At 57.6% G+C, this 13,048-nt stretch carries 9 protein-coding genes; 4 read left to right on the top strand and 5 right to left on the bottom strand.

Going from position 1 to position 13,048, the window contains the following annotated elements; genetic code table 11:
• Positions 1 to 620 precede the first annotated feature (620 nt).
• On the top strand, positions 621 to 1,199 hold the full coding sequence (locus BG61_RS44775; protein ID WP_081868307.1) for a cupin domain-containing protein: 579 nt from the start codon (positions 621 to 623) through the stop codon (positions 1,197 to 1,199).
• Positions 1,200 to 1,409: 210 nt separating this feature from the next.
• On the top strand, positions 1,410 to 1,829 hold the full coding sequence (locus BG61_RS36225) for a VOC family protein (RefSeq protein ID WP_035940187.1): 420 nt from the start codon (positions 1,410 to 1,412) through the stop codon (positions 1,827 to 1,829).
• Between the two features lie 198 nt (positions 1,830 to 2,027).
• On the opposite strand, the gene BG61_RS36220 is transcribed toward BG61_RS36225, so the two are convergent.
• Positions 2,028 to 2,585, bottom strand: coding sequence for a hypothetical protein (locus tag BG61_RS36220; protein WP_129572347.1), 558 nt, complete (start codon positions 2,583 to 2,585; stop codon positions 2,028 to 2,030).
• Between the two features lie 514 nt (positions 2,586 to 3,099).
• On the opposite strand from BG61_RS36220, the gene BG61_RS45145 reads away from it, so the two are divergent.
• Positions 3,100 to 3,450, top strand: coding sequence for a DUF4148 domain-containing protein (locus tag BG61_RS45145; protein ID WP_075584306.1), 351 nt, complete (start codon positions 3,100 to 3,102; stop codon positions 3,448 to 3,450).
• 127 nt (positions 3,451 to 3,577) lie between these two features.
• Positions 3,578 to 5,326, top strand: coding sequence for a tetratricopeptide repeat protein (locus BG61_RS36215; protein ID WP_129572348.1), 1,749 nt, complete (start codon positions 3,578 to 3,580; stop codon positions 5,324 to 5,326).
• A gap of 427 nt (positions 5,327 to 5,753) precedes the next feature.
• Here BG61_RS36215 and BG61_RS36210 read toward each other — a convergent pair whose 3' ends face one another.
• The 4 genes from BG61_RS36210 to rclC form a co-directional block, all read right to left on the bottom strand.
• Complete coding sequence (locus tag BG61_RS36210; protein WP_051673027.1) at positions 5,754 to 7,250, bottom strand: efflux transporter outer membrane subunit; 1,497 nt, start codon at positions 7,248 to 7,250, stop codon at positions 5,754 to 5,756.
• A complete protein-coding gene (locus BG61_RS36205) occupies positions 7,243 to 8,457 on the bottom strand; it encodes an efflux RND transporter periplasmic adaptor subunit (protein WP_035940183.1) in 1,215 nt (404 codons plus the stop codon). Before BG61_RS36205 ends, BG61_RS36210 begins: the two co-directional genes overlap by 8 nt.
• Entirely contained in the window at positions 8,447 to 11,638 is a 3,192-nt protein-coding gene (locus BG61_RS36200) for an efflux RND transporter permease subunit (protein WP_035940185.1), read from the bottom strand. Before BG61_RS36200 ends, BG61_RS36205 begins: the two co-directional genes overlap by 11 nt.
• A 673-nt stretch (positions 11,639 to 12,311) precedes the next feature.
• Positions 12,312 to 12,914 carry a reactive chlorine resistance membrane protein RclC gene (gene rclC, locus BG61_RS36195; RefSeq protein ID WP_035940191.1) on the bottom strand — a complete coding sequence of 201 codons (603 nt, stop codon included), beginning with the start codon at positions 12,912 to 12,914 and terminating at the stop codon, positions 12,312 to 12,314.
• Positions 12,915 to 13,048: the final 134 nt, after the last annotated feature.

The following is a 13,048-nucleotide window of genomic DNA, read 5'->3' as shown; positions in this document are numbered from 1 at the left end:
GGGATTCGTCGAACGGGGGCAAGGTCATTCGTCGACACATACCTGATGGAGCCCTGTGAGTCATGGATTTTGCTGTAGTTTGCCCGTTTCGAACTTTTAGGTTTCGCTAGAGCAAGACTTCGATGCATGACATTTAAGTCACTAACCGAACGACAAGGGCGAAGGCGGCACCGCAAGACAAACATATAGGCATCCCTCGCCCTGCATGCAGGACAATAGCGACATGTTGACCGTTCAACAATGCGCTTGAATAGCATCCTAGGTAATCTCCAAAGGTGTCTCGCGACATCACCACCGGTGCCATATGCTTGACACACGACCGCGCCGGCATTCCAAAGTCGGCGGTGAGATACGTCGACTTTCCCACTCAAGACGCCCCGCTGGTCAAGGTACAGTTCACACGACGACCTCTTCAAAGCTCAGAGCGTGATCGTGCTACAGCGCCTGGAGCAATCATTGTCGATTCCCTTGAATGGCTGCTGGCAATATCCCGATCGCCAGAGATCGAAGCGCATCGACTCACGCAACGACCAGGTTCACTCGACCTTCGAAAACCATGCGGCAAGGAAGGCTTGGACCAGTGTCTTCGATTGGTACCAGGCGGAGAGCATGCGCTCGCCATGCGACTGCCGCTAAACGGTTACAGCCGGAGTAGAATAATTGCTCAATTAAAGCGTTGTTGTAGAGACTGCTTAGATCACCCATCGGTCAAGGTAGTCAGACTTGTCAAGATTAATTTTTCGAGGCCTTCAAAAGTGCGTGCTAGATTTCTTACAAGATTACAAGGCTGTTCCATCGCCCTTGTGTTATTGACCGGACCAGCCTTTCTTGACTCAGCAGTAGCAGACGATTCTTCGTCAATCAAGGTGGATACACTGCTCCAAACCGACTCCGCCTGGGATGGGGCGCCATATGCGAACTATCCGTCTGGCCGGCCTGAGATATCAGTTCTGAGGATTACGGTTCCCGCCCATAGTGTCTTGCCGTGGCATACTCACCCGATGCCAAACGCGGGCTATGTCTTAAGCGGAACCATAACTGTTGAAAAGCCGGACGGAGAGAAGCGCACGGTGAATGCGGGTGACGTTTTGCCAGAGACCGTTGGCAGTGTCCACCGTGGCGTGACGGGCGACAGTCCGGTTACCTTGATAGTATTCTATGCTGGCTCCAAAGGGATGCCGCTCTCACAGCGCCGGTAGCTGAACCAGCAGGTGCACCGAAGCCCCGGTCGCGACAAGAACCCCAAGGACACCGGCGACGGCGCCAAACCGAATGGGCGGCGAAGTTGCGCATTCTTGCATCTGGCACTGGACAACCGAGCGCCGCGCTCTCAAAACGTAACGACTCACCAGATTCTCAAAAGCACGCTAGGATACGAACCCAAACACAACCAAATGGATGAGGCTACGATGACAACCGGCACAGTGACGACTGGAATCGCTCATATTGGCTTGACCGTACCCGACATAAACCTTTCCCGCGACTTCTTCGTCAATTGTCTCGGCTGGAAACAGGTGGGGGAGAAACCTGAGTATCCCGCCGTGTTCGTATCAGACTCGTTGATAACCTTGACGCTATGGGAAGTGAAGGACAAGGTGAACCTGGTGAACTTTGATCGAAAGACTAACGTCGGTCTTCATCATCTCGCTCTGCGGGTTCCAAGCGAATCTGCCCTGGAGGAGGTCTTCGATCGGGCTTCCAGATGGCCGGGCGTACGCGTCGAGTTCGCGCCCCAGTTGCTAGGCGCCGGCCCCAGCAAGCACGCGATGCTATATGAACCAGGCGGTCTGCGTCTCGAGTTCAATTTCAACCCTTCGAAGCCAAACTAGAGCAGAGAGGGGACTTCGTTCGCTCGATGGCGGATTTTCGCCGGTGATCGCAATCACCCTTGCCAAGCGCGCTTACGAAAGCGGCGTTCGCACTCATCTGGCGAGGTGGCTCTGCCAAACGGATCGGCCGGATTCCGTCTCGAGCGGTTAGCCTTCCAAGGCCGCACGACAGCGACGATTGGCGTGCGTCCTCTCTTCTCAAGAAAACGACGCGTTCGTCAGGTCGATGGGAACCATAAGATCATTTAGATTAGGCGTACCGTCGGCCGCTCGCGTGTAGGCGCGCTGCTTACTGGCAAGCCGAATGCCATCGGCCTCGATATAGTCAAACACCAACTGGGCGGCCTCGAATCCGCCGGCCACATCAACGTTATAGTCGTGGCGTTTCAATAGACAGCTGTCGTCGAAGTAAAAGTCCTGCTCGGTGCTGTGCGTAGCGATGCTATTTGGAAATCGCGCATGCAAGACGCGCCAGGTCTCTCCCTGCTCGGCCCGATGTTGAGTCTCGCTGACCTCGACGCCGGGCATCGTGAGCGGGAACGGTGTGGTGAGGTACGTCCACATCGCACTAGCCATTGAAGTATGCGCGATCCAGTTTGTCCCAGGGGGCGTGCAGTCCATGACCGATGAAAAACGCGCGTGGGTTTCGCCGCTCCGCCACCACAGACCCATCGCCCCGCAGAACTGCAATTCTTTCGGGGCAAACTCGGTGCGCCAATCGGGATCTCCGAACGCAATTGCACGCGACGTTCGCATTCGATCCATGTCATGGTGAAGGTATGAGCAAAGCGCCAACGACTGGGGCGCCCACGGTGCCTGCGTGCATATTGTGATCCCCGGGGCAGAGATAGCGCGGAGCTTTGCATCTTCCGTCGGATCAAATCCAATGCCCGCGTCACGCTGAAGAACCTCCATAAAGCAATGAAGCACGATACGTCGCCTTCGTCCAAAGCCTGACACGCCGACCGCTGTGCGTCATATTGCGACTTCATTCGAGTACCACAACGATAGGTATCTTAATAGACTGCGGGTCCGCCACCGGCCACGCGCACTCGGAGCTAAGACCGATTCATCAATCTTAGCGCGAGGTCAATGTTAAGTAAGCCTGTTCGTCTTGATGACACACCTCTCCCCCTGAGCCGAGCGAGCATGGATTTGCACCCCCAGAGCATTCAAGGTCGTCGCAAGTCCGCGTACCTTGATGGTGCTGGAGACGTCTCGTTGTTGACCACAAGGCGTTGCTTCCGGCTAGTTAAGGAGAATCGAAAAGATGAAAGCATTTTCTTGTCTCGCGCTTGTCACCAGTACGCTCATGGTTGCGCTCACTTCTTCCGCATACGCTGAGAGTACCGTTCCACTCACACGCGCCGAAGTGCGTGCTGAAATGATTCAACTTGAGCAAGCCGGCTATGCTCCCGGCGGCGGCGAGAACCCTCATTACCCGAGAGACATCATGGCGGCTGAGGGAAAGATTGCAAACCAGAACAGGCACGAAAGTTCGAATGGCGATGTGGGCGGTACAGCGGGTGCTCTATCGTCTGGCGGAGTCGGCCGCTCCTCCGGCTCACATCCAGGGTGTTCTGCGTCCGCTAGTTTCTGCAATACATATTTCGGAAACTGATGGTCAGCGCAGACTGATTGCTCGACTTCTTCTTCGAGTTCTGACGTTCACGTGGCGACTCTTCAGGGGCAGCGTCCCCCACGGGAACGTCAGTACCGGCCCAGTCAAAGACAACGGGTGGTAAGCCATGAAACGTCAATTAAACTCTGCTGAAACCACTGCGCACGCCACGATGAGCAGCACCGTGCGCACGCCGACACCAGGTGGATCATCCGTGGATGAGGTAGCCCGATGGTTGGGTCGCTTCATGCGCATAGTGTTGGCCACCTTCATCGTGGCCCTCTCAGGATTGCCGTCGATCGTCAACGCGCAAGCCAGTGATCCGACATCGACAACGAATCTCCTCGGAAGCGTGCATCTCGCGAACTCGTGCGATCCTGCAGTAAAACCAGCGTTTGACCGCGGTGTCGCGCTGCTCCATTCCTTCTGGTTTTCAGCTGCGATTGACACCTTCAATGAAGTGCTTGAACGAGATCCATCCTGCTCAATGGCAGAGTGGGGTATCGCACTGAGCGAATGGAGCAATCCGTTTGGAGGATATCGATCTCCACAGGCGGTTTTGGCCGGTGCTGCCGCAGTCGAGCGCGCAAAGGAACTCGGCTTCAAGACGGAGCGAGAGCGCGCGTATGTGATGGCGGTCGATCAACTCTATAAGGATTCAGGGAGCACGAGTGAAGCCGCTCGCGAGAGGGCTTACGAGACTGCCATGGCTGAAGTGACGGCATCCTATCCCAAGGACATCGAGGCACGCGTCTTCTACGCACTCGCGATCGACCAGGACGTGGATCCGACGGACAAAAGCTACGCCCAACGCCTCAAGGCAGGTGCGATCCTGGAGAAGGAGTTTGCTAAACAGCCAAATCATCCCGGTATAGCGCATTACATTATCCATACCTATGACGTTCCGCCGCTCGCCTCACGGTCTCTCGTCGCTGCACGCCGGTACGCAACGATTGCCCCCGACGCCCCTCATGCGCTTCACATGCCGTCGCACACATTCACGCGGCTTGGTCTTTGGGAGGAGTCAATCGATGCGAACGTCCGGTCCGCAGGTGCCGCCGCAGAGGACCCGAGCGCCGCGGCGGAGCAATTGCACGCGCAGGACTATGTCGTCTACGCGTTCTTGCAGACCGGCCAGGATGAGGCCGCCCGAGCCGTCGTCGGTTCGATCGGACCTATTGGCGCGCGCATCAGCTCCGCTGCACCCGGCAATGCAGCGCCTCCCACCGCAGGCTACTATGCACGCGCAGCAATGCCGGCGCGCTATGCAATCGAGCGAGACGCGTGGAATGAAGCTGCGGCACTTCAGCCGCATGAAACCCCATTTCCCTTCGTGGATTCCGTCACCTACTTCGCCCGCGGACTGGGCGCGGCGAGAATCGGCGATGTATCAGCCGCTGTCAACGACCGTGACAAGCTCGCGCAACTTCGCGATGCATTGCTTGCATCGAAGGATCTGTATTGGGCCGGGCAGGTGGCCATCCAGCAACTCGAAGTGGCAGCCTGGATCGCGTTCGACGAGGGCCACCAAGGCGACGCAGTGAGCACAATGCAGGAGGCTGCACTGAAAGAAGATGCGACCGACAAGTCGGCTATCACGCCCGGACCACTCAAACCCGCGCGCGAGTTGCTCGGTGAGATGTTACTTCGGCTCGATCGTCCTTCGGAGGCGCTCGAGGAGTTTGAAAGTGTCCTGCAGAAAGAGCCGAACCGCTTTCGTGCGACCGCTGAGGCCGCAGAGGCAGCGAATGCCCTTGGAGATCAGGCAAAGACGCGAATGTATCAAAGGCGTCTGGTGAAGCTCGGCGTGCACGGCGACACTCCCGCCCGCGAAGAGATTCAAGAAGCACGGCTTAGCCTGACCCGCGACAGGTAGGAACCCTTCTTCGAAACCTTGACGCCCATTCCTTAACCGGAAATTCTGCGGGCATCTGTACAGAACGTATATCGACACATGTCGGCCCGCAGACTTCTTGCCCCCTTTACTCCCTCCGCGGTCAAAGCGTCAACATACCGCCAGACTTTGGGCGAGGCATGCCTCGTATATCCCAGGCGGGGACGATTCTAAAGGCGTGCGTCGATCGTCCGCTGGAACCCGCGCGGTCTCACCTTCCTGATGCGTTTTGGGAATCCGTCGAACGGTGAACTGATTCGTGCGACGGAGATATGCGAAAGACCTACCTCAACCAAGAGTCTATACGGGTTCGTCCAGCGGTCTCGAAGAGCTCAAAAATCTCTGCCGCTGCAGGAGCCTTCCAGCTCCATCGCGTCGATGTCACGCCCCCCCGATCACTGGATCCTCTTCATTTAGACTCAACGCCTGATTCGTTCGCCCCGGGCGACTGAACCGAAGCACTTGCAAGCTCCTCGCTTGACCACCCCCCTCCGAGCGCCTTGATCAGCTGCACGTTTGCGCTCAACTGGCGCGTCTGAATATCCAGCACGCTGCGCTCGGAATCCAGTTCGGCGGTTTGCGCCTGGACCACATCCAAATAACCAACCACTCCTTGCTTGTATCTGTTCAGCGCAAGTTCGACAGACTGATGCGCTGCGGCACTGGCTTCGCGTTGCTGTTGCAGCGCCATATCGAGGTCCTGGAGCAGGCTCAGATTGTCCTCGATCTGCTGAAACGCTGAAAGCACGACGCCTCGATATCTTGCGCCCGCCTCTTCGTTGGCCGCTTTTGCCGAATCCAGTTGTGCGCGCCGCAGGCCCCCGTCCAGAACATACTGGGCAATCTGTGGACCAATGGACCAAAAGAGGTTCGGCGCGCTGACGAGTCCCGCGTATGCAGTGCTCTGCAGCCCACCCTGCGCACTCAATATGATCGACGGGAAGTACGCTGAACGCGCCACTCCGATCTTCGTGTTCGATTCTGCGACACGACGTTCGGCAGCGGCAATATCGGGGCGTCGTTCCAACAAGGTAGACGGAACTCCAGCGGGTATCACTGGCAACTTGATGGAAGCGGTCTGCTCGGACAACGTGAATTCGGATGCAGACGCACCCACTAGCACCGCAATCGCGTGTTCAATGAGCGCGCGCTGTCCGAGGTTCTGTGACAGCTGCGATTGAGCTGACGACAACTGGGTCTGTGCGCGCGTCACATCGAGTGCCGACACGACGCCGCCGTTGTGCAGTGTTTGAGTAAGTTGCAGGGCCCGCGCAAATGCCTGCACCGTCTTGGTCAGCAGATCAGTCTGCTGATCGAGTCCGCGAAGGCGTATGTAATTGTCGGCGAGCGATACCTGCAGGCTCAACTGCACTGACGCAAGGTCCGCTCTGGATGCCAAGGCCTCTTCCTTGCTTGCCTTCACCGAATCGCGCACCCGGCCCCAGAGGTCAACCTCATAGTCGAGTTGGCCACCGAGCGTAACCGAGTTGTAGTCGTTGGGGCCCCCATTACGCAAAGGGCGCGTATCCGACTGCCTGTTTCGCTGGGGGACCGCAGTGGCCGTGAGTCTGGGATACAACGCCGCCGAAGTTTGCCCGACAAACGCCTGCGCTTGCATATAGTGTGAATACGCAGCGGAAAGGTCGGTATTGTTGGCAAGCAGGCGTGTTTCGAGTTCGTCGAGTTGCGCCTCGTCATACATCTTCCACCAGCCGTCACGATTCAAATGGTCCGACGGCTGCGCCGTGACCCAAGGCCCGATAGTGCGGTATTGCGCAACGACAGGGGTAGGTGGCACGCTGTAAGTCGGGGCCAGCGAGCAGCCCGCGAGAGCGAGCACTCCGGCCATCAATGCAGGCAGCCGAAAATCGCCCCAGGTCCACGTAGTTGAATCACGATTAATCATTTTTCGGCGACCTCGACTGAGTGGCACCCGCACGCCCCGTATGGGACATGATTGCCGAATTCGCCATCTGAACCGTATCGCCATCGACGAGACCATCCGGTGGTGTGTCAATCACGCGATCCGACGCCGACAGTCCCTGCCCCACCTCCACCGAGTCGCCCAGGTCACGATCGACCTTGACTTGCTTGAACGCAACACGATTGTTCGCTGCGAGCGTTGCCACCATCAGGCCTCGACCGTCGAACACCAATGCACTTGCCGGGATCTTTACGGTGTTCGCCCGGGCTGGCAGTGCGAACTGCAGACTTGCATATCCGCCGGGCAGCAGCTTTCCATCTGAGTTGTCCACCATCAGCTGTACCAGCGTCGCGCCCGTGTTGATATTGACGGAATCCGCGAGCGCAACCACCTGCGCAGTAAATCGCTCATTCGGGTACTCCGGCACGACAAGCGTTGCAGTTGTTCCAACATGGACAAGCGGTACGTAGTTCTGCGGCACCTGCACATACAGGCGCAGCTTCTTCACGAAAGAGATGGTGAACAATTGAGGACCGACGCCGCTGCCAGCGTTGATCAGGGCGCCCACATCGGTGTCGCGAGAGGTCACGACGCCGTCGAAGGGCGCAGCAATGCGCTGAAAGCCCTTCATCGCAACCAGTCGCTCCACGTTCGCCTTGGCCGCGGCGACCGTTGCCTTTTTCGCCGCATAGTCGCTCGTTCGATCATCGACTTCCTGCTGCGCAACTGAATCGGTCCCCACGAGCGCCTGCCAGCGCTTGGCCGTTGTAGCTGACAATTCGTAGTTGGCTTGCGCCGTGACCAGATCGGCTCGCGCTTGCAGCAACTGCTGGTCGAGCTCGGGTGTCTCGATCTCCGCGAGGAGTTGCCCGGTCTTCACGGACGCGCCGATGTCCACATTCCACGACTTCAGATAGCCACTGACGCGGGCAAAGATCGGGGCGCGCGAGTAAGGCTCCAGCCGCGAAGGCAACTCGAGCGTAGGCCCGTTCGACATGACCGTCGGCATGAACACTTCTACCGAAGGAATCGCCTGCGCGTCGGTCCAGGTACGGAGCTTGCGCGCATCGGCAGCCCGCAGGGCTAGCCCCGCGGCCACCACGATGATCGCTAGCGCAATTCCAGCCACCGCGACGACGGTGAGCCTGCGCCGCGGCACAGGATGAGCATTGACAATTTCAGACGACATGAGCAGGACCTCGCGTCACCGGTGCCGAGGGAACCGATCGCCCCGGACGTCCGTGAATAATGGAGAAGATCACCGGTACAAGAAAAAGCGACGCGGTGGTGGCAAAGATCAAGCCGCCGATGACGGCTCGCCCGAGCGGCGCATTCTGTTCGCCGCCCTCACCCAGGGCCAGTGCCATCGGAGCCATACCGATGATCATCGACAGCGCTGTCATCAGAACGGGGCGAAAGCGTGTGAATCCCGCTTCGCTTGCAGCTTTGAAGGCATCCCCGTGCTCAGCCAGACGTTCACGGCAGAAGCTCACTACGAGGATCGAGTTGGCGGTCGCAACACCCATGCACATGATTGCACCCGTTAGCGCCGGTACCGAAAGCGGCGTGTGCGTGACAAACAGCATCCAGACGATGCCTGCGAGGGCCGCCGGCAACGCCGATACGATCACGAATGGATCGGCCCACGACTGGAAATTGACGACGATAAGAAGGTAGATCAGTACCACGGCGCCGAGCAGGCCAAAGAGCATGCCTGCGAACGCGCTGCTCATCGTCTGCACCTGACCTAGCAGCGCCACGGAGGATCCCTTTGGCAACGCCTTCTGGTTCTTCGAAATGACGTGTCGTATATCGGCCGCGACCGCGCCGAGGTCACGGTCCTGCGTGGTGGCGAAAATCTCCACCATCGGTTGAATGTTGTACTGGCTGACAATAGCGTTCGATGTTGTCCGCTGAAACGTCGCTAGACCACCAAGCACCTGCGGTATGTTCTGCAACCCGGCCGTGATCGGAAGGTTTTGAAGCGATTCAAGGGAGTTCAGGCTATATTGCGGCGTTTTAACAACAATCGGATACTGAATGCCGTTCTTGTCATTGAGCCAATAGGTTGGCTGAACCTGGCTGGAGCCAGCAAGGTTCACAACCATGCTGTTCGTGACGTCGCGCTCTGTTATGCCCAGCAATTGCGCCCTCGTCCGATCAACATCGACGTTAAGCGTCGGAATGCTCTGCGACTGCTGGATTCTCGCATCGACCACACCTGGAATCTTGCGGATCTCGCGCAGGAGCCGGTTCGCGTGCTCGAAGTTCCCATTGATGTCGTTGCCGCGTATCTGGATGTCGATAGGCGCTGGCGAGCCGAAGTTCAGGATCTGACTAATGATGTCGGCGGGCGGGAACGAAAAGGTAACGCCGGGAAATGCTCGCGGCAGCTTCTCTCGCATTTCCCGAACGTAGTCGGCAGTCGGGCCATGACCTTCATTCAATGCGATCTGTATGTCGCCATCTTGCGAACCGATTGTGCCCGTGTTGTTGTAGGCCAGATTGATGCCGCTGACCGGAAGACCGATATTGTCGACCACCGTGCCGAGTTCTGATGGCGGAATGATCTGGCGTATCGCGCGCTCCACATCCGCGAAGATCTGCGCGGTCTTCTCCACCCGAACGCCGACAGGGGCTCGCACGTGAAGCACGATCTGCCCCGCATCGACCGCTGGAAAGAAGTTGCGTCCAAGCGTCGGAGCGAGCGCAAAGGAGAGCACCACAAAGCCAAGGAAAGCCGCGACGAACCGGGCGCGGTTCCGCAGTGCCAACTCAAGCAATCCGTGATAGTGCTCGCGAAGTCTCTCGAATCGCGCTTCAAACGAGCGTTGAAAGCGCCCGAGCGGACCGCGACGCTCTTCAGGATCAGCGTGCTCTCCCAGCTTATGCCGGCGAAGCAGAAACTTGGCCATTGTCGGGACAAGCGTGCGCGACAGGATGAACGACGAAACCATCGCGAAGATCACCGCCTCGGCCATCGGCACGAAAAGGAACCGGGCAACGCCGTCGAGAAAGAACATCGGAACAAACACGATGCAAATGCACAGGAGGGATACAAACGCTGGCGTCACGATCTGCGCAGCGCCATCCATGATCGCCGGTTCGACATCCTTGCCCTGCTCAAGATGCCAGTTGATGTTCTCAATCGTGACCGTCGCATCATCGACGAGAATCCCCACCGCGAGCGCCAGGCCGCTAAGCGTCATGATGTTGAGTGTCTCGCCAAGCGCTGCAAGCGTCGCGATGGAGCCCAGAATCGCAAGGGGAATTGATGTCGCGATGATGATGGTCGAACGCCAGCTCCCCAGGAACAGCAGAATCATGAGGCTGGTTAGCGCAGCTGCTATCACGCCCTCACGAGCGACGCCACTGATCGCGGACCGCACGAATACCGACTGGTCGCCGATGGGATCGATGTTGAGCTTGGCCGGAAGCCACCGTTTCGCGTCCGCGACATGATCCTTGATGCCTGACACGATCCCCAACGTCGACGCCATGCCGTTTTTCAGCACCGACAGCAGCACCGAGCGGCGCCCGTTCACATGAACGATATTCGTTTGCGGCGGGCTTCCGTCACGAACGCTCGCAACATCGCGCATGTAGATCGTGGTGCCGTCGACAGCCTTTATCGGCATGTCTCCGAGCGCCTTGACCGTCGATGGCGCATTGTTCAACTGCACGACGTATTCGTGATCACCCATCTTTTGCGTTCCGACCGGTGTGATCAGGTTTTGCGTGGCCAAGGCATTCGCCACGTCCTGTCCCGACAATCCACGCGCCTGAAGGGCAGCAGGGTCAACGTCGATTTGCACCTGACGCGTCTTTCCGCCAAACGGGTATGGGATCGATGCACCCGCCACCGTGACGAGCGCGGGTCGCAGTTGATTGAGACTCAAGTCACCGACGTTCTGCTCGGAGAGCCCCTGACCGGAGAGTGCGAGTTGAATGATGGGGACGGTGGAAGCGTTGTAGTTCAGGATCAGTGGCGGCGTGGTGGCCGGCGGCAATTGCCGCAACATTGTCTGCGACACCGCGGTAACCTGGGCGTTCGCATTGCTGATGTTCACACCGGGCTGAAAGAAGAGCTTGACGATCCCGAAGCCGTTGAATGACTGAGCTTCCATATGCTCGATGTCGTTGACTGTCGTCGTAAGTACACGCTCATAAGGCGAGACGATTCGTCCAGCCATTTGATCCGGCGGAAGTCCGGTGTATTGCCAAACCACGCTGATTACGGGAATCTTGATGTCAGGAAAAATATCAGTCGGCGTTCTCAGCGCAGCAAGCGGACCGATGATGAATATGAGTATGGCTAGTACAACGAATGTGTACGGTCGATGGAGAGCCGTACGGACAAGTGCGAGCATATAAACTCCTAATAGCGCATGCGAGCGTTAAAGCAAGCGTCAATCTCTTTAGCGAGTCAAAGTCGGGCCTTCCATCCGATCGGCGATTAGCCAGTCACGATGGAGATAGCGCTCACTAGACTCATTTCAAAGACCTTCATCGGCATCCAGTGCTGACGGTGGAATACCGGTGGCGCTAGAGCATGCCGTCTGCTGAGCCTTGACCGCGTAGCAATGTTAAAGGCGCCATCAAAGGATCGAGATAGAAGATCTCTTTTTGACAGCGGCTGCGTCTTGAGTAACTCACGCGAGAGCGGTGAATCGAGACTCAACCTGGCTACACGAATACTAATTCACTAACGGCGACAATGGGGGGTATCACTATTGCTCATTCGAGAATTCTTACTTCTCTGGATTGAGAGGTTCTTGCCTCTCACAGCGCCACCACAGCGGTCATTGGTAAGCGTTCAGAACCTGAGACCGAACGCACGTCAGCCGACTCGCGGAACGAGGGATCCGCGAGTCGCACTTGGCGAAGGCAGCGCTGGTGGGGTTGGATCGAGCGGGACTATGCGGGATACGGCGCGTCTGGTGACGATCCTGACCGCTTTGATCGTCACCAGAACACTCGGGGAACATTGACCTGGGCGCAGTTCTTTGACACAGGTGGAAGCTTGATACGTCCTGGCTCACCCTACGGTGCCGAACGCCTCCCGAGTAACATGTCCACGGCGCGCTCGTCGAGGATTGATCTCGCCGAGTCGGCCATGACCCCTACGGCGCCCGCCATCATGATCGTGTCCTTCCAGATCAGTCGCCCCATTCCGGAGAGGTAAGGAAATCCGTGCTGGGCATCGCCTAGTGCGGGAACCCATGCCTCTGGCGTGGAGATCAGAAATGACAGGGTTACCACAGGGGTAAGAAAGGAAAGAAGCCCGCCGATGAGGCCTGCCCTGCGAGAAAGAGGATTGAACAGAACAAGTACCGCGATCGCGAGTTCGACCGTTCCCAGTCCCTTCGAAAATCGATAAGTGTTGTTTTCCTCCTGCCATACGCGGGCGGCCGGTACCAGTTGGCCTTCCTGAGTCATGTGCTGCTTGTACTGCTCAGGATGCTTATAGAAGTACGACATGAACGGACTATGCGCAACCATCGGCGTGATGCTGTCTGCCTCATAAGGAACAAATTTCAGCAGGCCGATCCAGATGAAAACGGATGCGATAGCGATGCGCACGAGATTGACACCGAGCCTGTCCGCCCGGCTCACTGAGGAAAGAATACGTTGGTTCAAGGACATGTCCGCTCCGTAGGTTAAGTTCGTGGACACATTCTATTTAGCTGACGCATCGTCTCCCATGCTCGATCTATTCAGTTATATGCCTGATCGGCTCATGAGACTAAAGAGCCTCTTTTGAATTCTCAGTGGGTGGT

This window comes from Caballeronia glathei, assembly GCF_000698595.1.
In the GTDB taxonomy this organism is placed as follows: domain Bacteria; phylum Pseudomonadota; class Gammaproteobacteria; order Burkholderiales; family Burkholderiaceae; genus Caballeronia; species Caballeronia glathei.
The sequence above is the reverse complement of the archived record's forward strand: the minus strand, read 5'-3'. Positions and strand labels throughout refer to the sequence as shown.